The 20,743-nt window shown below is 60.3% G+C and carries 24 protein-coding genes; 15 read left to right on the top strand and 9 right to left on the bottom strand.

All coding sequences use genetic code 11. The features are described 5' to 3' along the window. The first annotated feature begins 6 nt into the window (after nt 1-6). Nucleotides 7-1,905, top strand: coding sequence for a nitric oxide reductase activation protein NorD (locus tag H5P29_RS26080; RefSeq protein ID WP_154386982.1), 1,899 nt, complete (start codon nt 7-9; stop codon nt 1,903-1,905). Nucleotides 1,906-2,051: 146 nt separating this feature from the next. Here the strand turns inward: H5P29_RS26080 and H5P29_RS26075 are convergent, their stop codons facing one another. Continuing rightward, nucleotides 2,052-2,582 (bottom strand): ClbS/DfsB family four-helix bundle protein, encoded by a 531-nt coding sequence (locus H5P29_RS26075; RefSeq protein ID WP_067964996.1) that lies wholly within the window; start codon nt 2,580-2,582, stop codon nt 2,052-2,054. 38 nt (nt 2,583-2,620) lie between these two features. Then, nucleotides 2,621-3,973, bottom strand: coding sequence for an oxygen-independent coproporphyrinogen III oxidase (gene hemN, locus H5P29_RS26070; RefSeq protein WP_067964994.1), 1,353 nt, complete (start codon nt 3,971-3,973; stop codon nt 2,621-2,623). 218 nt (nt 3,974-4,191) lie between these two features. Here hemN and H5P29_RS26065 point away from each other — a divergent pair, with 218 nt between their 5' ends. Continuing rightward, on the top strand, nt 4,192-4,473 hold the full coding sequence (locus H5P29_RS26065) for a DUF2249 domain-containing protein (RefSeq protein ID WP_067964992.1): 282 nt from the start codon (nt 4,192-4,194) through the stop codon (nt 4,471-4,473). A gap of 46 nt (nt 4,474-4,519) precedes the next feature. Here H5P29_RS26065 and H5P29_RS26060 read toward each other — a convergent pair whose 3' ends face one another. Next, nucleotides 4,520-4,930: a hypothetical protein gene (locus H5P29_RS26060; protein ID WP_067964990.1), complete on the bottom strand. Its 411-nt coding sequence runs from the start codon at nt 4,928-4,930 to the stop codon at nt 4,520-4,522. 405 nt (nt 4,931-5,335) lie between these two features. On the opposite strand from H5P29_RS26060, the gene H5P29_RS26055 reads away from it, so the two are divergent. Both H5P29_RS26055 and H5P29_RS26050 read left to right on the top strand, forming a co-directional pair. Further along, on the top strand, nt 5,336-5,581 hold the full coding sequence (locus H5P29_RS26055) for a DUF2249 domain-containing protein (protein ID WP_067964988.1): 246 nt from the start codon (nt 5,336-5,338) through the stop codon (nt 5,579-5,581). 3 nt (nt 5,582-5,584) lie between these two features. After that, nucleotides 5,585-6,721 (top strand): NnrS family protein, encoded by a 1,137-nt coding sequence (locus H5P29_RS26050; RefSeq protein WP_083948677.1) that lies wholly within the window; start codon nt 5,585-5,587, stop codon nt 6,719-6,721. A 282-nt stretch (nt 6,722-7,003) separates the two neighbouring features. Here H5P29_RS26050 and H5P29_RS26045 read toward each other — a convergent pair whose 3' ends face one another. Then, complete coding sequence (locus H5P29_RS26045; RefSeq protein WP_067964985.1) at nt 7,004-7,468, bottom strand: Rrf2 family transcriptional regulator; 465 nt, start codon at nt 7,466-7,468, stop codon at nt 7,004-7,006. A gap of 395 nt (nt 7,469-7,863) precedes the next feature. On the opposite strand from H5P29_RS26045, the gene napE reads away from it, so the two are divergent. The 8 genes from napE to H5P29_RS26005 all read left to right on the top strand — a co-directional run bounded on the left by napE (nt 7,864) and on the right by H5P29_RS26005 (nt 14,681). Then, the gene (napE, locus tag H5P29_RS26040; RefSeq protein ID WP_154386989.1) at nt 7,864-8,016 is read left to right on the top strand and encodes a periplasmic nitrate reductase, NapE protein; all 153 of its coding nucleotides are present in this window, start codon (nt 7,864-7,866) and stop codon (nt 8,014-8,016) included. Between the two features lie 9 nt (nt 8,017-8,025). Beyond that, nucleotides 8,026-8,511, top strand: coding sequence for a ferredoxin-type protein NapF (locus H5P29_RS26035; protein ID WP_083948676.1), 486 nt, complete (start codon nt 8,026-8,028; stop codon nt 8,509-8,511). Nucleotides 8,512-8,515: 4 nt separating this feature from the next. Further along, a complete protein-coding gene (locus H5P29_RS26030) occupies nt 8,516-8,779 on the top strand; it encodes a chaperone NapD (RefSeq protein ID WP_067964980.1) in 264 nt (87 codons plus the stop codon). Beyond that, nucleotides 8,776-11,280 (top strand): periplasmic nitrate reductase subunit alpha, encoded by a 2,505-nt coding sequence (gene napA, locus H5P29_RS26025; RefSeq protein WP_067964978.1) that lies wholly within the window; start codon nt 8,776-8,778, stop codon nt 11,278-11,280. Before H5P29_RS26030 ends, napA begins: the two co-directional genes overlap by 4 nt. Beyond that, complete coding sequence (locus H5P29_RS26020; protein ID WP_067964975.1) at nt 11,250-11,741, top strand: nitrate reductase cytochrome c-type subunit; 492 nt, start codon at nt 11,250-11,252, stop codon at nt 11,739-11,741. Before napA ends, H5P29_RS26020 begins: the two co-directional genes overlap by 31 nt. Before the next feature lie 3 nt (nt 11,742-11,744). Beyond that, nucleotides 11,745-12,452, top strand: a complete 708-nt coding sequence (locus tag H5P29_RS26015) for a NapC/NirT family cytochrome c (RefSeq protein ID WP_067964973.1) — start codon at nt 11,745-11,747, stop codon at nt 12,450-12,452. 145 nt (nt 12,453-12,597) lie between these two features. Continuing rightward, a complete protein-coding gene (nirK, locus tag H5P29_RS26010; RefSeq protein ID WP_067964971.1) occupies nt 12,598-13,701 on the top strand; it encodes a copper-containing nitrite reductase in 1,104 nt (367 codons plus the stop codon). Nucleotides 13,702-13,766: 65 nt separating this feature from the next. Further along, nucleotides 13,767-14,681, top strand: coding sequence for an SUMF1/EgtB/PvdO family nonheme iron enzyme (locus tag H5P29_RS26005; protein ID WP_310327998.1), 915 nt, complete (start codon nt 13,767-13,769; stop codon nt 14,679-14,681). Between the two features lie 279 nt (nt 14,682-14,960). Here H5P29_RS26005 and H5P29_RS32695 read toward each other — a convergent pair whose 3' ends face one another. Together H5P29_RS32695 and H5P29_RS26000 are read right to left on the bottom strand one after the other, a co-directional pair. Next, the gene (locus tag H5P29_RS32695) at nt 14,961-15,233 is read right to left on the bottom strand and encodes an MFS transporter (protein WP_246340997.1); all 273 of its coding nucleotides are present in this window, start codon (nt 15,231-15,233) and stop codon (nt 14,961-14,963) included. After that, nucleotides 15,142-16,239, bottom strand: a complete 1,098-nt coding sequence (locus H5P29_RS26000) for an MFS transporter (RefSeq protein WP_246787003.1) — start codon at nt 16,237-16,239, stop codon at nt 15,142-15,144. The genes H5P29_RS32695 and H5P29_RS26000 overlap by 92 nt, the downstream gene beginning before the upstream one ends. Before the next feature lie 617 nt (nt 16,240-16,856). Here H5P29_RS26000 and H5P29_RS25995 point away from each other — a divergent pair. Next, on the top strand, nt 16,857-17,603 hold the full coding sequence (locus tag H5P29_RS25995) for a DUF1194 domain-containing protein (protein ID WP_067964967.1): 747 nt from the start codon (nt 16,857-16,859) through the stop codon (nt 17,601-17,603). A 50-nt stretch (nt 17,604-17,653) separates the two neighbouring features. Next, nucleotides 17,654-17,923, top strand: a complete 270-nt coding sequence (locus tag H5P29_RS25990) for a hypothetical protein (RefSeq protein WP_067964965.1) — start codon at nt 17,654-17,656, stop codon at nt 17,921-17,923. 16 nt (nt 17,924-17,939) lie between these two features. Here H5P29_RS25990 and H5P29_RS25985 read toward each other — a convergent pair whose 3' ends face one another. After that, complete coding sequence (locus H5P29_RS25985) at nt 17,940-19,115, bottom strand: NnrS family protein (RefSeq protein WP_067964963.1); 1,176 nt, start codon at nt 19,113-19,115, stop codon at nt 17,940-17,942. Nucleotides 19,116-19,207: 92 nt separating this feature from the next. Beyond that, entirely contained in the window at nt 19,208-19,651 is a 444-nt protein-coding gene (locus tag H5P29_RS25980) for a pseudoazurin (RefSeq protein ID WP_067967011.1), read from the bottom strand. Between the two features lie 350 nt (nt 19,652-20,001). On the opposite strand from H5P29_RS25980, the gene H5P29_RS25975 reads away from it, so the two are divergent. Next, the gene (locus tag H5P29_RS25975) at nt 20,002-20,421 is read left to right on the top strand and encodes a universal stress protein (protein WP_067967008.1); all 420 of its coding nucleotides are present in this window, start codon (nt 20,002-20,004) and stop codon (nt 20,419-20,421) included. A gap of 118 nt (nt 20,422-20,539) precedes the next feature. Here H5P29_RS25975 and H5P29_RS25970 read toward each other — a convergent pair whose 3' ends face one another. Continuing rightward, a complete protein-coding gene (locus H5P29_RS25970; protein WP_067964961.1) occupies nt 20,540-20,737 on the bottom strand; it encodes a hypothetical protein in 198 nt (65 codons plus the stop codon). Nucleotides 20,738-20,743: the final 6 nt, after the last annotated feature.

Genomic DNA, 20,743 nt, shown 5'->3' with positions numbered 1-20,743 from the left:
CATGTCATGCTGGATTTCCTTGAGCTGGAGGAAACGGTCGGCCGCGCCTGGCACCGCCTGATCGGCCACGTCCAGACCTGGCCGCGCCACCCGGAACATGCGGTGAAGCTGGCTGCAGTGCAGCCTGTGCTGGCGATCTGCTTCCGTGGTTTCGGCGGCGAAGGGGCGGTCCAGGTCGCTGCAGTTCGCGGCAAGACTTCTGGCCACCGCCTCGGTTGGTGGCAGCGCATGGGGCTCGGCGAGGAAAAGCTCGCCCAGCCAGCGCGCGACCGCTCGTCCCTTATGCTGCCTGCATCGATCGACCTGTTTCCGGACAGGGCACTCAACCGCGACCTCTATATCTGGCTGGCTGCCTATATGGCGGTGATGCCGCTGGACTCCATCGTGGAAACGGACCCCTTGCTGCGCGACCTTGCAGTGCTTCGGCGTGCGGAAGAGACGACGGCCAGAGTGGTGGCAGCTCTTCCGGGACTTGGACGGCGCTATAGCCGACTTGCGGCGGCAACGCTTGCTGCCCGCCAGCGCGGTCCGCTTCCCACGGTTGAAGCGCAGGTCGAAGGGCGCGTGACGGGCCTGCTGAGACATCAGGCAGGACTGCTCGACGATACGCTGCCCGTGATCTTTCCCCACCGTGCACCGGCGGGTTACTTGCCGATGCTGCCCATACCGTTATGGCCCGACGCCTTGCTGCGCGCCGAGACCGCGCCGCGCCGTGGCGAAGACGAACCCGTCGCTGGCGGCCGCGAGGCTGATGGCGCCGAAACCGAACGAAAGGTCGCCGTCCGCGAAAACGCGGATGCACGGACCGACGAGCGCAGCCCTTTCATCCTCAATCGCTTCGAGAAGATCCTTGCGATGGCCGAGATGGTCAATATTGACCGTCCGTCCGACGACAGCGACGACGACGCCAAGGCGGCCGAAGACCTTGACGACATGACGTTTGGCGAGCGGAAGGGCCGTCCGGCATCGCGCTTTCGCTTCGACCTCGATTTGCCGCCGGAAGCGCTGGACCGGACGCCGCTGACGGCGGAACGGACCTATCCGGAATGGGATTTCCGCTCGGGCACCTACCTACCCGACCATTGCCGGGTGCTGGCAGCACCTGCTTCGGCGCTAGGTAGCACAGCCGAGCCGGACATCGAAACGAGACGCCTCATTCGACGCGTGCGTCGCCAGTTTGAAGTGTTGCGGCCACGCCGCGAAGTGCTGCGCGCTCAACTCGACGGTGCCGACCTCGACCTCGATGCGGTGGTACGCGCCCGCACCGACCTGGCCGCCGGCGGGCAGGGCAGCGACCGCATCCATCTGATGAGCCGGCCGCAGGTGCACGACCTTGCCGTCACCATCCTCGTCGACGTTTCGCTGTCGACTGACGCCTGGTTCGACAACCGACGCGTGCTCGACGTCGAGAAGGAAGCCTTGCTGATCCTGGCCAACGGGCTCACCGCCTGTGGCGACAATCACTCGATCCTCACCTTTACGTCGCGCCGCCGAGATTGGGTCCGGATCGAGTCGGTGAAGGCTTTTGATGAGCCGATGGGGGCGACGGTAGAGGCTCGCATTGCGGCCTTGAAGCCGGGCTGTTACACCCGCATCGGCGCGGCCATCAGGCACGCGAGCGCCGAGCTCGACAAGCAGCCCAACCGGAAGAAGCTGCTTCTGGTGCTGACCGACGGCAAGCCCAACGACATCGATCACTATGAGGGGCGGTTCGCACTTGAGGACAGCCGCCGCGCGGTGATGGAGGCGCGACGCATGGGGCTCGGCGTGTTCGGCGTGACGGTCGACCGCGAGGCGAAATCCTACGTTCCGGCGATGTTCGGCCAGAACGGTTATGCGCTGGTCTCTAACATCGGGCGGCTGCCGGCAGCGCTTCCCGCCATTTATCGCAGCCTTGCAGGCTAGGGGGACAAGGCCGCGATACTGAAAGGCCCGGCGCTCCCACGCCGGGCCTTTTTGTTGGGTCCTCCAGTTGGATGACAGCGGTCGTCAGCCAACTGGATCGCGATGGCATGCCCCGCGGAGCCAGCTGTCCCGGCACAGTCGCTTGGTCAGGAAGCCTGGGAATTGCGCAGAATCGCCTGCGCCTTGTTCCATTTCCGGAGCCGCCTGCGGGCATTGTCATAGGGAGACGAAGTGTTGAACTGGATCATGCGCCCCATGGACCATTTCTCATACCAAACGCCTCCATAAAGCTGTTCGTCGCTGCGCGTTTCGATAAGGGCAACGATCTGGCGCTTGGCAGAATCCAGACGGTCAAGGAGCTGCTGATATGGAATGTCGTCATAGTCGCGATAGAATTTTTGCGCGAGCTTCCCAAGTTCGTTCCACTTGTAGCCCGAATCGGGAAAATCGATCGGTTGTCCGGCTGCGTCTTTGGCGAGCCATTTGAGCACAAGCTCGTTCCAGCCGACTAGATACGCTAACAGGTTGGACACGCTCATCAGCGACCCGGTCACGTGACCGTCGAGCGATCGCTGATCAACCAGGTCCTCCGGAACTGCGTTTAAATCGCCAATAAGATTGCCAAAATTGTGCTCAATAGCCTTGAGAAGCTCACCCTTGTTCTGCGGTACTGGCATCTCTCTCTCGGCTCTATCCGTTCTAATCGGTAGCAGCTTCAGGCTGCCTGGCTGTGCGTCCGCGTCGACTGGTCGATATATGCGTCGAAGGCCGCAGCGACTGCACGGATGACAAAACGATGTTCTTGACTGACGCGGAGCATGCTGCCCGTATAGTGAACCACAGCATCGTCGGCCAGATGCGCCAGCCTTTCGTTGGTGGTAAGCAACGCTGACGCATTGAAACCGTGGGTTCGGCTGACCGCCGCGATGTCGACCTCGAAGTCGCACATCAACCGCTCTATGATCTCGGCTCTCACTTTGTCCTCGTGGGTAAGCCGATAGCCCTTGGCCGTAGCCAGCTTTCCGTCGGCTATATGCTGGGCATATAGTCCTGGCGCCACTTCGTTTTGAACATAGCCGTGCTTCATGCGGCCGATGGCAGAAGCGCCGAAGCCGATGAGCGTCTCGCAATTGTCCGTGGTATAGCCTTGGAAATTGCGCCTCAGATTGCCCGACTCCTGCGCCTGTACCAGGTCGTCTCCGGGCAGGGCGAAATGGTCGAGGCCGATTTGCCGATAGCCGGCGGCGACCAGCGTCGCGGCAATCGCTTCCGCCTGTTCGTTGCGCGCTGCCCCGTCGGGCAGGGCATTTTCGTCGATCATGCGCTGATGCTTCTTGAAGGAGGGGATATGCGCATAGCCGAAAACGGCGAAGCGGTCCGGCAGCATTTCAATTGCTGCATTGGCCGTATCGATGCAGGACTGCACCGTTTGATGGGGAAGCCCGTAGATCAGGTCGAAATTGATCCCCTCAACGCCGGCGCGCCGGAGGTTGTCAGTGGATTCCGCCGTTTCCTTCCGGGTCTGGATTCGGTTGATTGCCTTCTGCACCACCGGATCGAAGCTTTGTACGCCGAGACTGGCGCGGGTGACGCCTGCGTGCCCCAGCGTGTGTGCCATTTCGGGCGTCAGCCGACGCGGATCGATTTCGACAGCGATCCCGGTCGTGTCGGAGAAGGCGTAGCGCTCCCTCAAGAGCCCGATGAGTGCCAGGAATTCCGCGGGCGAGATGATGGTGGGCGTGCCACCGCCGAAATGCACCTCGCCGACTGGCAGGCGGTGCGGGATGCGTTCGGCAACCATTCGGATCTCGTCACGCAGCACGGCGAGGTAGTCGAGGATGGGGCGGTCCTGCCGGGTGATTGTCGTGTGACAGCCGCAATACCAGCACATCGATCGGCAGAACGGGATGTGCAGGTAGAGCGAGACGGGGTCCTTCTTGGCAAGCTGCTCGAGCCAGTCACCATAGGAGTCAACGCCGATCATTGGCGAGAAGCGGGGCGCGGTTGGATAGCTGGTGTAGCGGGGGAGGCGAGCCTCGCCGTACTTTTGCAGGATAGACTGGGACATCGGGCACCTATTGTTTCGCCGATTGTCTTACCCGCCTCGTCGATCTGCCATCGTTGTTCCAACGCAATAAGCGTCGCCTGGACTGCTGTTTCTTCCGGTTGTTTGCGCTTGGACAATCTGCGGCCGCGCATGCCGCATTAAGTTGCCCGCGCCTGTCGAGAATGGAACTGGGCCCCTCTCGGCATGGGTTTAGTTGGAAGGCCGCAGGACAAAGCTACATGGCAGTTGCAGACAACGATTCCATCCCCGTCATCGACGTTCGGGCCATCCCCCGTCCCGAGCGGCATCCCCGGATTTTTGGACAGATCGAATCCTTGGCCGAAGGCAGCTGTTTCGTGCTCATGAACGATCATGACCCGCGTCCGCTGCACTATCAGCTGGAGGTGAGATATCCCGGACTTTTCGATTGGGAATATCTGGAGCAGGGCCCAGAAACCTGGCGCGTCCAAATCGGACGACGCGTTCAGTCGGGCTGCGGGTGCTGCTGCGGCGACGACTGACAGATTGCGGTGCGGGCGCGCAATTGGCCCCGCACCGCTCCACTGCCTACTGCACCGAGACCAGTTCTTCCAGACTACGGCCATTGGGACAAAACTCAGCATAGGTCGCCGCGAACGACGAGTCCTTCAGGCGGGCACTGCAGCGCCGCCGCTCCGGGCAGAGCATGCACGTCCTGCGCATGTCCTGGTTCCATTCCGGGTGGCGGGCCTCGAACTTGTCGTAATCCACACCCACTGACCTGAACGCCTCCGGCAGTAGAATACGTGAAGCAAAGGCATACCGCATTGCGGTTGAGAAATCTGTGGTTGTCAGGCCGACCTCGAGAAGCAATCTGCTGCGCTCGCGTTGATCTAGACCTTCCACTTCGCGCAAGGCCCTTCGACGCTCCCGCCAATCCTGGTAGCGCTCAACGGCCGAACTCCAGATCGCATACGCTTTAACAATCGGAACAGTCATGGAAGCCTTCTCCTCCTTGGGTCACCATGGCAACTCGAATTGCCGTTCCTAGCGCGTCCCAGACATCCTTTCCTTGTGATGAAACAAACACTCATGATTCCGGTCGGCGAAGGCACAAGGGGAAGCATCGCCTATCTGGTCCAGCGCCAGACTTCTCGAAGCCACCAGCGGGCGACGAGGAATCGGATCCTGCTGGAGCGCCGCCTGGTCCTCCGGAGTTTCAAGACCGCCTGTGAGGAGGCGTTCAACATCTAAATTGCTCGCGAGATGTCTGAATGGGCAGGCTGGACAAGATGGATCTCCTTTTTTCCCATCCTACGGGAACAGCCTCCAAGCTCTTTGATGCAGCGCAAGGAAACGCACATCGAATCCTGATGCGGTGGCGACGACAAATGGGAAATCACCATGGGCTTGACGTACGATGTCCGGAAGTTGCCAGCTGCTCTGAAAAAGGCAGCAGTCTTGTCGGCCTTCGACGGGCTGTATCCCGGCCAATCGTGTGTGGTCATCTGCGATTTCGACACTTCCCGGCTCGAAAGTCAGTTCAAGGCTTTCTTCGACGACGAGCATAGTTGGGTGTGCTTGCAGTCCGGGCCACCCCATTGGCATATTCAGATCGGTAAACGCGCCACCGATACGCAGCGCAGCTGACCCTTGTTTTTCGGCAGCCAGCCATTTCGTCCCTTTTTCGCCGTCGCTTCGCTGGATGCGCTTTTCGGAGCCGCGATTTGGACCCCCGCGTTGTCATGGGCACAGCCTTGGCTTGCGGGCCCGTCGGCCGGCGACTGGCATCGCCAAGCTCTGCTGTACGGCACGTTTCCTGCCATGCTCGCGGGCTTCCTCTTGACTGCCCTTCCGCGTTGGACTGGGAAGGCAGGGCCGCGGAACGCGGTGACGAAATTCCTTCTGGCGCTGTGGTTCGCCGCGCGCGGATCTTACGTCCTTGGGCCGCACGGCACCGGGCCAGCTATCGCGGCAGTTTTCCTGTCTGCGCTCACCCTGACGACGGCGGGGTATGTTATCTCCTCGAGGGATCGTCGGAACTACAAGATAGTCCTGCTGCTGTTCGGCTTCTCTGCCAGCGCAGCCATGACCGCGGCATCATATCCAGTTGATCTCACGCTGCGTCTGTCGCTCGCGACGATGACAGGTCTGCTGATGGTCGTGGGCGGTCGGGTCATTCCTGCGTTGACCGCCGCGTATCTCTGCAATTCCGGTGCTCCGTCAGTGCCTGCTCCCTTGGCTGTGATGGAGAAGGGATCGGCGGCAGCTGCGGCATTGGCGCTGTCTTTTTGGATCGCAATGCCCGACGCGCAAGTCACCGCCGTCGCCTGCGCGGCATGTGCCTCGCTCCAGCTGGCGCGGGCGACGCAATGGCGAGGCTGGCAGGTTCGTTTGCCCGCAGCGGTCGCGGCGCTCCATGTGGGATACTGCTGGATCGGGCTGGGCTTCGCCTTGCTGGCCCTGCACATATTGGTGCCGTTGCATGTCAGCACGGCGGCCGCGGTGCATGCCTGGACCGTAGGGGCGTTCGGAACGATGTCGCTGGCCATCATGGGGAGCATGATCCGGAAGCACAGCGGACTCGCTTTCGCCCGGTCAATTCGCGCCACGGTAGCCTACGCGGCGATGACGGGCGCGGCGGTCGCTCGCGTCGGGGGCGAACTCATCGCCAGCCAAGGTTCAGTCCTCCTGGTGTTGTCAGGCGGGCTTTGGCTCGTTGCGTTTCTGCTATTTATCGCAGCGTTCCATCAGCCATTACTCGTCCGCGGATGCCCACCGGGCCGCTAGACGCTGCTTCGTCAAGTTCCTGTGGAACTCTTGGGGGGGCTTGACCGTGAACCAGTTTGGCATTGGTTGCCGCGAACGTCCCATTCGACCCCCTGCATCGATCGCATCCTCAAGATCCTGGGTATAGTAGGCTGTCTCTTCGCTACCTCCGGAATAGTTGAGGCGGATTCGTCCGTCCCGCTTGCTCATGAGTATCCCCATGGCGCGAAGGCGTTCCTGGGCTTCGCGATAGTTCATGATTGCCCCCTATGTCTTGCCTGCCCCCAAAATGCGCAGCAATGATCACGCGGCGACGGTGCCTTGAGCGTTGCTGACTGCGGAAAGATCGAGAATTGTCCTGAGCACGTCCCCGTTGTGAACTAGATCGGCGAGAGAGTAGCTGTCGAAGACAGAAAGATAGGCTCCAACCGCTGCGCGAACGACGTTTCGCAACTTGCACTCGGGTGTCAGCACGCAGCCTTCGCCGTCCGCCATGCACGCGACCACAGGGAAGCCGTCTCCCATGGCGCGAACCACAGTGCCGACATTGATTTCGGTGGGCGCGAGCGCCAGGCGAACGCCGCCGGATCGGCCGCGCGCGGTCGACACCAGCCCCAATCTCCGGAGGTTTAGGGTGACTTTAAGCAAGTGGTTGCGCGAAATGCCGTAGCTTTCAGCAATGTCGTTTACCGTGCTGGTCCGGTCGGAATGCACGGCCAGGTAAATCAGCATCCGTAGCGCGTAGTCAGTATGAAGTGTCATGCGCATGGTGTGGTTGCTCTTTCGTCCGCTGCCCCATCTGGGAACGTGGGCAGGAAGTCGCGTATGCCTGCATGGTCACACTTCACCGCGCCCGCAGACGCGCCTCCGCAGCTACGGTTGTTCCGCGACGGCTGGGCTTGGTCGAGGACGGTTGAGTCCACCCTAATGCAGCGCCTTCTAAAGCCCTCATAATGGTATTGCGAATACCACTTTTATGGCTAGTCTGGTGCGATGACAAGAAAGGGCCGTGTGGGAGCACGCAGTCGTGATCGGCAGTTACGTTCCAGACATAAAGACGATCTAAAGATCTTCGGAGAGGTACCAAGGATGTCGGACACGCTCGACGTCTAGGGAGAGGTTTCATGGCTCAAAACACACCCGATGAAGCGCTCGTGCCCGATATGCGGCGCAAGCGACGCAATGAGCTTTTCGCCTTTCTTGTTTTGGCCTTTGGAATCTGGCCCGTTGTGGCCGTCGGCGTGGTTGGCGGCTACGGATTTCTCGTCTGGATGTTTCAGATTATCTTTGGCCCACCCGGGCCGCATGGCGGCTGAGGTGCACAAATGAGCGCCGCCGACATCACCAGACGTTCGTTTCTCGCCGGACGGAAGTCGTCTCCTCCTGAAATTATGGCTCGTCCGCCAGGGGTGGTGGAGCTTGCCCTATGCACGGGGTGCGGAGCATGCGTCGATGCCTGTCCGACGACCATCATTTCGCTCGCAGGAAACGTTCCGTTTCTGGATTTCGCCAGCGGTGAATGCACCTTCTGCGGAAGGTGCGCTGCAGCCTGCCCTGAACCCGTGTTCGGCAGCGAAGTTCCCCGGCGGTTTGCTCATGTGGTCTCGATCGGGTCGTCGTGTTTTGCGAGCAATGGGATCGCGTGCCAATCTTGCAGGGACGCATGCCCGGAAGAAGCCATCCGGTTTCAGCCCCGCGTCGGCGGCCCGTTCCTGCCTGTCCTGAATGAAACCGCTTGCAGCGGCTGCGGAGGATGTATCGGCGTCTGCCCCGCCGGGGCAATCACGATCTCGGAACGAAGCAAGGGGTAAGTCCATGCCTGAACTGCGCATTCGCCATATCTCCAGCGCGGTCGTGACTACGCTTCCCCATAAGGCGGACAGCGTTGCTGTCCTGCTTGCGGCAATGGAAGGGGTCGAGGTCAGGGCCAGGCACCAAGGTAAAATTGTCGTCGTGATTGATGGCGACAGTACCGGAGCAATGGGCGACTGCCTGACGCGGATGGCGTTGCTTGACGGGGTGGTCGCGGCGAACATGGTTTTTGAACACATTGAAGAAGCGGAGGTCACGGGACAATGACGACCGAACTGACACGGCGCGAGGTTCTGAAGGCCCATGCGGCTGGCATCGCGGCTGCCGCAGCCGGAATCTCCTTGCCGGCTGCCGCGCAGCCGGTCCCCGGTGGAGTGAGTGCCCTCGAGATCAAATGGTCGAAAGCGCCATGCCGATTCTGCGGCACCGGGTGCGGGGTCATGGTCGGAGTCAAGGAAGGCCAGGTCGTTGCCACGCATGGCGACATGCAGGCGGAGGTCAACCGTGGCCTGAACTGCGTGAAAGGATATTTCCTTTCCAAGATCATGTACGGGGCCGACAGGCTGACCACGCCGCTGCTTCGCAAGCGGAACGGGGTCTTCGACAAGGAGGGGGAATTCGAGCCAGTCTCCTGGGATGAAGCCTTCGACGTGATGGCCGAGAAGTGCAAGCAGGTGCTGAAGGAGAAGGGGCCTACCGCCGTAGGGATGTTCGGCTCCGGCCAGTGGACGATCTTCGAAGGATATGCAGCGACCAAGCTGATGCGAGCAGGGTTCCGCTCCAACAACCTCGACCCCAATGCGCGGCATTGCATGGCGTCAGCAGCCTACGGATTTATGCGGACGTTCGGCATGGACGAGCCGATGGGCTGCTACGATGACTTCGAGGCCGCCGACGCCTTCGTGCTGTGGGGTTCGAACATGGCCGAGATGCATCCGATCCTGTGGACGCGCCTGGCGGACCGCAGGCTTGGGCATCCGCATGTGAAGGTTGCAGTTCTGTCGACCTTCACCCACCGCAGCATGGATCTGGCCGACATTCCGGTGATCTTCAAGCCAGGGACCGATCTGGCGATCCTGAATTACATCGCGAACCACATCATCGCGACGGGGCGGGTCAACGAGGCGTTCGTGCGCGAACACACGACCTTCATGAAGGGCGCCACGGACATCGGGTACGGTCTCAGGCCTGAACACCCGCTGGAAATCGCGGCGACGGGCGCGGCCGATGCGGGCAAGATGGAGCCGATCGGCTTCGACGAGTTCAAGGCTTTCGTGGCGGAATACACGCTGGAAAAGACTGTCGAACTGACTGGCGTTGAACGCGAGTTTTTGGAGGAACTTGCCGAGCTTTACGCGGATCCGGCCCGGAAAGTCATGTCGCTCTGGACGATGGGGTTCAATCAGCACGTCCGCGGCGTGTGGGCCAACCAGATGGTCTACAACATCCACCTGTTGACGGGCAAAATCTCGGAGCCGGGCAACAGCCCGTTTTCGCTGACTGGCCAGCCATCGGCGTGCGGAACCGCCCGCGAGGTCGGGACCTTCGCGCATCGCCTGCCCGCCGACATGGTGGTTACCAATCCCGAGCATCGGGCGCATGCCGAGGAAATATGGAAGCTGCCGCACGGTCTGCTGCCCGACAAACCCGGATACCACGCCGTGCAGCAGGACCGGATGCTCAAGGACGGCAAGCTCAATTTTTACTGGGTGCAGGTTAACAACAACGTTCAGGCGGGGCCAAACAACAGCCAGGAGACCTATCCCGGCTACCGCAATCCCGACAACTTCATCGTCGTGTCGGATGTCTACCCGACCGTGACCGCCTTGAGCGCGGACCTGATCCTGCCGGCTGCCATGTGGGTGGAGAAGGAAGGCGCGTACGGCAATGCCGAGCGCCGAACCCACGTCTGGCACCAATTGGTGCAGGCAAAGGGGGAGGCCCGCTCCGACCTCTGGCAGCTGGTGGAGTTCTCGAAGCGTTTCACGACGGACGAGGTCTGGACTGCGGAGATCCTCGACGCTAACCCGGAATATCGCGGCAAGACGCTCTTCGACGTCCTGTTCCGCAACGGCAATGTCGACAAGTTCCCGGCAGCCGAAATCAACCCTGAATACGAAAACGCCGAGGCCAAGGACTTCGGCTTCTACCTGCAGAAGGGCCTGTTTGAGGAGTACGCCGCGTTCGGCAGAGGCCACGGTCACGACCTGGCGCCCTACGATCGCTACCACGAAGAGCGAGGCCTGCGTTGGCCCGTGGTGGACGGCAAAGAAACGAAGTGGCGGTACCGCGAGGGCTACGACCCTTATGTCAAGCCGGGCGAGGGGGTACGGTTCTACGGCCGTCCGGACGGCAAGGCGGTCATCCTGGCCGTGCCGTACGAGCCGCCAGCGGAATCGCCTGACGACGAATTCGACCTGTGGCTTGTGACTGGCCGCGTTCTCGAGCACTGGCATTCGGGCTCAATGACCATGCGCGTGCCAGAGCTATTCAGAGCGTTCCCCGGGGCGCGGTGTTTCATGAACGCCGACGATGCGCGAAAGCGCGGCCTCAACCAGGGCGCCGAGATTCGCATCATCTCGCGCCGGGGCGAAATTCGGTCGCGGCTGGAAACGCGAGGCCGCAACCGCATGCCCAGCGGAGTGATCTTCGTGCCATGGTTCGACGCTAGCCAGTTGATCAACAAGGTTACGCTCGACGCTACCGATCCCATCTCCAAACAGACGGATTTCAAGAAATGCGCGGTCAAGATCGTATCGGCCGCTTGATCAAGCGGCATAAGCTGGCGGCGGCGCTTGTTGCCGTTGTTTTACTCACGGGAACTGCGGCGATCGCTCAGATGGCCTCGGAACTGACAGGAGCGACTTCGCCCATGGAGTCGCTGCCCGCCGACCCCCTGCCAAAGTGGGTCGTTGACGACATCCGCAAGATGCGAGCCTATCCTGACCAGCCTCCGGTCATCCCGCATTCGATCGAAGGCTATCAGCTCTCGGTCAACACCAACCGCTGCCTGTCGTGCCACAAGCGCGAGTTCACCCAAGGGTCGGGTGCGCCGATGATTAGCGTCACCCACTACCTGACGCGCGAAGGCCAGATGATCGCCGACGTGTCACCGCGGCGGTACTTCTGCACGGCGTGCCACGTGCCGCAGGCAGACATGAAGCCACTGGTGGAAAACTTGTTCAAGGACATGAGCGAGATGGGCGTCGAACCCGCCGGGAGCGAGTAAACGATGCAATGGATCAAGAAACTCGTTCTCTGGGCGTGGGGCATTCTTACCACTCCGGCGGCAACGCTCGGACTGGGCTTTCTGACCCTCGGAGGCTTCGTTGGCGGCGTCATTTTTTGGGGCGCCTTCAACACGGCGCTTGAGGTAACCAACACCGAGCAGTTCTGCACGTCGTGCCACGAGATGAAGAACAACGTGTACGAAGAGCTGACGCGGACAGTGCACTTCTCCAACCGCTCCGGCGTGCGCGCCTCCTGTCCAGACTGCCATGTGCCTCACAAATGGACTGACAAGATCGCACGCAAAATGCAGGCCTCCAAGGAGGTGTGGGGCAAGATATTCGGGACCATCGACACCAGGCGCAAGTTCCTGGATATGCGTCTCGAGCTCGCCCAGCATGAGTGGGCGCGGCTGAAGTCCAACGACAGTCTTGAATGCCGCAACTGCCATTCTTCCGTGGCAATGGACCTGTCGAAACAAACCACGCGCGCGGCCGAAATTCACACCCGTTACCTCCTTTCAGGCGAGGCGACGTGCATCGACTGCCACAAAGGCATCGCTCACGAGCTTCCGAACATGGAAGGCGTCGACCCGGGCTGGAAGGTGCCGCCCGAGCTGGAGGGACAACAGCTGCCGCAATCCACGGCGATCGATGAACTTGAACGCCTGATGACGAGCTATCACCCGGCTTCGCATAGCTTCGCGAAGTGACGACCAGACCCTGGCGTAACGTGATTTCGGTCGAAATTGTCGCACCCTATGGTTGCGGCGGCGATGATTGCGCCAGAACAAAGAGCAGGATCGGGACCAGTCATATCGTTCTCCTTGTCGAAACGACATTCACAAGGAGATTTAAATGTTCACGCGACGCGAAGCCCTCATCGGAGCAGTCGTAGCGGCTGCCGCGGCGGCCGCGATACCTGCCTTTGCGGCCCAGGCACAGACCGCGGACATCGCGGCCCTTCCTCGCCAGAAGGTATCGCTCGTTGCACCGCCCTTCGTCCATGAACACGACCAGGTGGCCAACGGCGGCCCAAAGGTCGTCGAGTTCACGATGAAGATCGAAGAAAAGCCGATCGTGATCGATGACGAAGGCACCACGCTCAGGGGCATGACGTTCAACGGCTCGATCCCCGGACCGATGATGGTCGTGCACGAGGGCGACTACCTGGAACTCACTCTGGTCAATCCGGAGACGAACGAAATGCCCCACAACATCGACTTCCATGCCGCGACGGGCGCGCTTGGCGGCGGGGCGCTTACGCACGTCAATCCAGGCGAGCAGGTAACGCTGCGGTTCAAGGCCACGCGCACCGGGACGTTCGTCTACCACTGCGCGCCGGAAGGCATGATCCCGTGGCACGTGGTTTCGGGCATGAGCGGGACCGTGATGGTCCTGCCGCGTGAAGGACTGAAGAATGAAAAGGGCGAGCCCGTTCGCTACGACAAGATCTTCTACGTCGGAGAGAACGAGTTCTACATTCCGCGGGACGAGAATGGCAAATACAAGAAGTATGAGTCCCTCGGCGAAAGCTATGACGACACGCTCAAGGTCATGCGCGGCCTGATCCCGACCCACGTGGTCTTCAACGGCAAGGTCGGCTCCCTCACGGGCAAGAACGCCATGACGGCGAAGGTCGGCGAAACCGTCATGATCGTCCACTCGCAGGCCAATCGCGATACCCGGCCGCACTTGATCGGCGGGCATGGGGACTATGTCTGGGAAGAAGGCAAGTTTGCCAACCCTCCGGCAAAGGACCTTGAGACCTGGTTCATCCGTGGCGGATCCGCAGGTGCTGCGCTGTATACTTTCCTTCAGCCCGGCGTCTACGCGTACGTGAATCACAATCTCATCGAAGCTGTCGAACTGGGTGCGACTGCTCACTTCACTGTCGAAGGCGAGTGGAACGACGACCTGATGAAACAGGTCGACGCGCCCAGACCGATCCCGATGAACTGACAACAGGACCTGAACAATGGAAGCGAGCGCGACCCGTCGGATTGCCCCCGGCGGGTCGCGTTTCGTTGAAGGCCACCACCATGCCAGTCAATACGCTAACATTAATCGGCAGCGCTGCTGCCATCATGACGGCCGGAGCCGTTGCCCTGCTGAATTGGACTGACGGTCCGAAACATAGCCAAGCTCGCACTCCGGCAGCGATCACCGTCGCGGCCGCGCCTGGACTCTTCTCGCACGCCGAGCCTGGCGAATTTCTGATGAACGAGCGCCCTGTTCCAGCACCGCGAAAGCGGGTCGCCATCAGTCAGCCACTAGAAATCATGAAGTATCAAGTGAGCCTGGACGAGTACGAGCGCTGTGTCAGCCTCGGCGCCTGCGAGGCAGCCGATGCTGAAGGAAGCGGCGACGTTCCGGTCACTGGAGTGAGCTACCTCGACGCCGAGGCATATGCTCGCTGGTATTCCGAGGCGACCGGAGAGACATGGCGGTTGCCAACTGATGAGGAATGGGCGCATGCCGCCAGCGAACGGTTTCGGAGCGACATCGAACCGTTGGAACAAGACGCGCAGAATCCCGCTCGCGCCTGGCTGTCGAGCTACCAGCGGGAGGTGGACTTGGAGCGGAAAGCAGACCCTGTGCCGAGGAGCCGCGGCTCTTTTGGGGTGAACTCCAAGGGCGTGGCAGACATCGCGGGCAACGTCTGGGAATGGACGTCGACATGTTATGCTCGTGTCACCATGGCCGCAGACGGCAAGGCCGCCGAAACGTCTATTGAGAATTGCGGTGTTCATGTCGTCGAGGGATTCCACCGGACATACATGTCGAACTTCATCCGTGATGGAAAGAGCGGTGGATGTGCTGTCGGCTTGCCGCCCGACAATCTGGGCTTCCGGCTGGTGCGGGAACGGCCTGCTGCCATGACCATAGCCGATTTCCAGGCGCAGATCCGGAGGCTACGGCGCGAAATGTTCGGCGCCTGACTGCCCATGCCGAACACGTGATCCGGCGCACGCAGGGTGGTTCATTGACAATGCAGCCAGTCAGTTTTTCTATACTCCGGCGGGATTTGGGGGTTTTGGCGTTGGGGGCGTGCTTCCTCAAAGAGAGCGAGCAATACACGAGAGTGGAACTTGTGCATCGGCTACTTGAGAATATGGGAGACACCGCCGAGGCTGCCCGTCAGACCTTCGAGTCTGAGCACGGCTGGAATGGCATTCTTGGAGGCTATGCAGCGGAGGTGCAACGAAAAGCGGCCTGAACTATCCCGTGGAATGGTTGGCCGATACATGATCGGCCACTGCCGTCAGCCTTTCCCGCATTACCAGCGCCGTAATCGCCCCTGAAAGAAAAGTGAGCGCTGCAATCGACCCTATGGCCCAAGGAAGTCCGAAGGTATCGGCGATAAGTCCGGCCGACAGCGCTCCGATGGCGTACCCCAGATCACGCCAGAAGCGGTACACGCTCAGTGACCTGGCGCGCCACGAAGGGTGTGAGGCATCCGAAACAGCCGCAATCAGGCTGGGGTAGACCATTGCCGTTCCCAAGCCGAGCAACAGGCTTGCCACCAGCCACCAGCCACCAGCCGAAGTCCCTGGTGAGAGCTGTCATCATGAGTGCCACTGCCTGCACCCACATTCCAGCAACGATCAGACCCTTCCGCCCCCAACGGTCGCTAAGCGGTCCAGTCAGCACTTGAAACAGTCCCCACACCCCAGGGTACACGGCCTTCAGGATGCCTATCTTCTCCACGCCGAGTCCGTTGGCGGCGAAAAAGAGCGGAAAGATGCCCCAACTCATACCATCATTGAGGTTGTTGACGAGCCCCGCCTGCGAGGCCGCAAAGAGATTGCGGTCGCGGAAGGTCGTCAGGGCGAACACTTCCCGAAAGCTGAGAGGGGATTCTTCCTTTGGATGGTTCGCCATTTCCAGTTGGACATGGGGGCGGGTGTCGCGCACCAGCAGAACCGACAAGGCCAACCCGAGAACCGCGTACACCACGCCAACATAGATCGGAATTGGTCGTAGACCATATCGCCCCGCGAGGTACCCGGAGAGGAATGCGGTCAGGCCAACCGCGAAGTAGCCTGCGAACTCATTGAGGCCGACGGCGAGGCCGCGACCCTTGGGACCGACGAGGTCGACCTTCATTATCACGGTCATCGACCAAGCCAGTCCCTGGCTGACTCCCAGCAATGCATTGGCGGCGATAATCCAGCTCCAACTGGGTGCCCAAAGGATCATGAAGGGCACCGGAAGGCCAAAGAGCCAGCCGAGGATGAGCACGCGCTTGCGCCCCCATCTGTCAGCGAGTTGGCCGGAGAGTAGATTAGCGAAGGCTTTTACCACGCCGAAGCTGACAATGAATGAGACGACTAATGTCGTCGAGGCAATGCCAAATACTTCGGAACCTATGAGTGGCACCACAGTGCGCTCAATGCCCACCATGCCGCCGACAAAGGCATTGATCACCACAAGCAGGGCAAACTGCCGCCAGTTTTGCTTGAGCCCGAGGGCGATCCGCGGAGATGATTGGATCACTGCGCAATCCCGGAGTTCGCAGCCCGCGTCTGAGTGGCGTTGGGCGGAGGTGGGGGGATTTCGACCGTCATTGCCGCTATGAATGCATCCTCGTCCTCAACACGATGCGTCTTATAGCACATCTAGATGTTGAACTCCTCGGATCGCCTAGCTCTTTCGGCTACCTGTCATAAGCTCGAAGCGAGGCGTAGCATTAGTCCTGTTCACCTCAGGGATTTGGGGGGCCAGATGGGCGTGGTGCGGTTTCGTACCAGAGACGCAATCGGGAACCTTTTAGGCTCAGTTGCGGTTGCGACAGCCCTCGTTCTGGCGATCAATCACGACCAGGCGCAAGCCCACGGAGCCGACACCGGTTGGACCTATCCTCCGGCATGCTGCGGGGGTGACCCCATTGAGGGAGATTGCCAGCGAATACCCTACGCTGCGGTCAAGACAAGGCTGAACGGCTTCGTTGTGACCCTCTACCCTGGCGATCATTGCCAGATTACACGAAGGCAGACGTTTCTGATCCCATATGGAAACGAAATTGCGTCGGGAGAACGCGATTATCACATCTGCCTTCATCCCACCAAGAGAGACGCAAACTGCTTCTTCGCACCTCCAGACGGTGCCTGACAATGAGCGCGAACCTCGCTGCCCCGCTGGGAGCGATGCTTGCTGCATCGGCGCTTTATACACCGCAGGCAAATGCTGCTGACGTTGATGCGGCGATTGTGTTCGCGGTCGACGTCTCGGCATCCATCGATCCCGCCACCGCCAACCTGCAACGCGAAGGCCATGCCGCAGCAATCTCTTCGCCCGAGGTCGTCGCAGCCATTACCCGCAACAGCACCGGTTGCATCGCAGTAACCTATGTCGAATGGGCAAGTTCTGGGCATGCGCGTTCGGTGGTGCCGTGGACAAGTGTCTGTGGCCTTAAGGATGCGCAAGCCGTGGCGTCGATCATCCTGAAGGAAGGCGATAGAGGCCTCGGATGTGAACAGACGTGCGCGACCTCCATTTCCTTCGCCATCGATCTCGGCTGTATGCTGCTCGACAGTTACGTTGGATCAGCCGCCAGCAAGGTCATCGATATCTCGGCCAATGGCACCAACAATGACGGCTTGCCCGTTGCAGTGAGCCGACGGCGGGCGATTGCCAAGGGTTACACAATCAACGCAATCGCCATTCCCGAGATGATACTCAGCGTTGTTTACGATCTCACCGAATATTTCGACAACAATGTCATTGGTGGTCCGAGAGCATTTGTCATCGCGCCATCCACGACAACCGACTACGCGGCAGCGCTCCGCCGAAAACTCGTTGCTGAGATCAGTCTGTCGATCCGGCCACCCAGCAAGGAAATGGTCGTCGTCCGAGAGTAACGTCCCGGTCGCGGATCACTCCTCGCACCTCTTCTTTCGAATTCTTGTGGATGAAATTTCCGGCATTCGGTAGCAAAACCACCAGTTCTTACCCTATCCGATCCGTGTACCTGCGGCCGATAAACCATCAAGGATTCGCTCGGAAGCTCGACCAAGGAGAGAACGCTCTCGCCAGATGGAACGAGCTCCAGGCCGATTTCATCGATCTGCTGATCGACCGGAACCACCGTTCAGGGCGCTTCATGGAGGAGTACTACTTTAGCCAGTGTCTGAAGCGGGTGCTCCATTTCGGTGACGACACCCGCGTCACGCTGCTGTAGCGGAACTCTGCACCTGTTACGTTAGTTTGGGTTGCAACAAAGCCTTCCCGAAGAGCGCTGCGAATCCCAGGAACGCGACCGACCATGCCGCTCCTGCGATCTCGATCAGATGGAGTTCCGGGAGAAAGACGGCCGCAATGCGCAAACCTGCAGCCGCGATGATGGCCGCAAACAGGAAAGCTGCTCCGTGTCCTGCCTTTAGCGGCCGCCCGGTGTGACCCAGCGTGGCGCGTACCATGACGGAAAGTGTCATGGCGCCGATGGCTCCGCCGCCAAGGGCATGTATCCCCGCTGCGACAGGCAGGCTCTCGGGAAGCACGATAGAAGCCGCCAGGAGAGTGAAACCCACCGGAATGAATCCATAGGCGAGGTGGAGGACCAGGACCAGTGGATCCTTGATGGTCCGGTCACCGGCCCATCGCGCCAGGCGTACCGACTGCAAAGCGGCCGCCATCCCTAGCGCAACGGCCGTAACTACGCTGGTTGGAGCGAAGCACCATGAGGCGAGCGCAAGCGCGCCGACTGCAAGAGAGACCACGTCGAAGCGATTGAAAGGCACGGGAAGGCGTCCCGGATTCTGCCGGACAAGCCAGTTCCGCGTAAAGCTCGGTATGATCCTTCCGCCGATGATCATGACCAGCAGCACCGCGGCGCTCATGCCAAGCCGTCGGCTCGTGTCGGAAAGGCCGAGATAATGAGCTTCAAGGTGGAAACATACGTTTGCTGCCAGAAGCATAGCCAGCGGCAGCAGCACTTTCAGATTGCGCCAGTTTCGGCCCGCAACGATTTCAATGGTGGCCGCCAGAGCCACTGCGCCAAGGAATGCCGCGTCCACCATCGCCGCCACTTGCCAGCCAATGGCAGACGAGAAAAACACCGCGAGGCGGCCTGCGATCCAGATCACCACGAGACCCAAGAGGGGAAATCCCTGAACGGGCAGGCGGCCCGTCCAGTTCGGAATGGCAGTGAGCAGGAAACCAGTGACGATCGCCGCCAGATAGCCGAACAGCATCTCATGAACATGCCAGTCCAGTGGCGCCAGAAGGCTGTAGGTCTCAAGGTGGCCAGCATAAAGCGGGAGCCAGAACAGGATCGAGAGTCCCGCGTACAACGACCCGAGCAGAAAGAATGGCCTGAACCCGTACGACAGTATTGCTGGTCCTTTGTAGGACCGTAGTCTTGGAATTCCCATTCTTGCGACTTTCAAAAAAAGAACCGGGCGGTCAAGAAATGTCCGCCCGGTCGGCCTCAGCGAGGGTAATTGAGGCCAGGAGGAGAGCGTAATTACTTGGCGGCTACCGCCTGGCCGAAGAGTTCGGCGAACGCTGCCTTGGCCTTCCCGGTCTGCTTGACGGCCTTGGCCGCATCGGCGTTGACTGGCTGGCCGACAACCACGAGGGCGACCATGCCCATGCCGTAGTGGGGAGTGCACTTCACCCCGTAGACGCCTTCCTTGTCGAGGGTCACCGTGATCTCCTCGTTCATCTTACTTTTGAAATCGGCGGCGCCTTCAGGGATCATGCCCTTGATGGACTCGGCGTTGTGCGACTTATCGGTCGGCACGAACTTCACTGTGTCGCCAGGCGCTGCCTGAACGAAGTTCGGCTGAAAGACCATTGCGCCCTTTTCGCCCTTGTTGAGCATTTGGACCACGTGTTCCGCAGCATTGGCGCCGCCAGCGAATACGAAGAGCGAAACGGCAGTCGTGAGGTGGAGGAGGAATTTCATCATATGCCTTTCTAGCGATCTGTGGCTGCGTCAGCAGTTGCCTCTCACTACTCCGATTGCCGTCGAGGGAATTTGCGATTGCGCAAATTCGGCAAGAAAACCTTGGAAGTGGCGCGACCTCGGGATGGCTAACTACCGAAGACGGTTGAAGTTCGATGTTTGTGGGAGGTTTGGCCCCTCGGAGAAGGAATTCGCGGATGGTAGTTCGCGCGACGCGAACCGTCTTTCCCCCAGAGGGTAACGGGCAAGACTCCCGCAAGACGATTGACACAGATCAATCTATTTTTTCTTCTTGGGGTACACAGTGCCGTACGCACGATAGCCACAAAACCGCAGCAGTGGAGGTAGTTTTGTACACGAACATTCTCATAACCACGGATGGCTCGGAACTTGCGCAGAAGGGTGTCGACCACGGCCTGACGTTAGCGAAGAGCCTTGGCAGCAAAGCGACTGTGATAACGGTGGCGGAGCCCTACCCACTGCACAGCCCCGCTACAATCGGGTCATGGACTGAAGCTCAGCAACATCATGCTGATGCTGCCTTGAATTTGGCAAAAGAAGCGGCCGCTAAGATGGGCGTGACCATCGAAGTAGTGCTGGCGTCGCATACATCGCCCGCGGAAGCGATCGTCAAAACAGCACAAGATCGGGGATGCAACCTCATCGTTATCGCATCCCACGGCCGACGTGGTGTGAGCAGGCTTTTGCTCGGAAGCCAAACCGCGGAAGTTGTCCACCTCTCCAAGATTCCGGTGCTTGTCGTACGGTAGAGCCGTGCGAACTACCCAGGCCTGCAGTGCCGCGCCGACGCCAAGCGCCAGCGCGGTCTGCCATTGCACGGAGCGCCGAAAGATAGCTATCGCCTCTCTGAGGAGACGCGTCCAAGCGCTATTGATTTGTCGCCAAGTTTCGAGCTTCGGCGCGGGCAACAATTAGCTGTCGCAGCTGGGCTTCGTCCATCCCGCTCGCCGGAAGTTGGGCGATTATGTCAGCAACGGCCGCAACGACAGAAATTACATTCGGTGGACTGATGAGGTCGAGATAACGGTCGACCGCATCGAGGGCCTCTTTCTCATATTTGTCCATCTTTGG

The organism is Aminobacter sp. MDW-2 (assembly GCF_014250155.1).
GTDB lineage: Bacteria > Pseudomonadota > Alphaproteobacteria > Rhizobiales > Rhizobiaceae > Aminobacter > Aminobacter ciceronei.
This window is presented reverse-complemented; position numbering and strand designations above follow the sequence as displayed.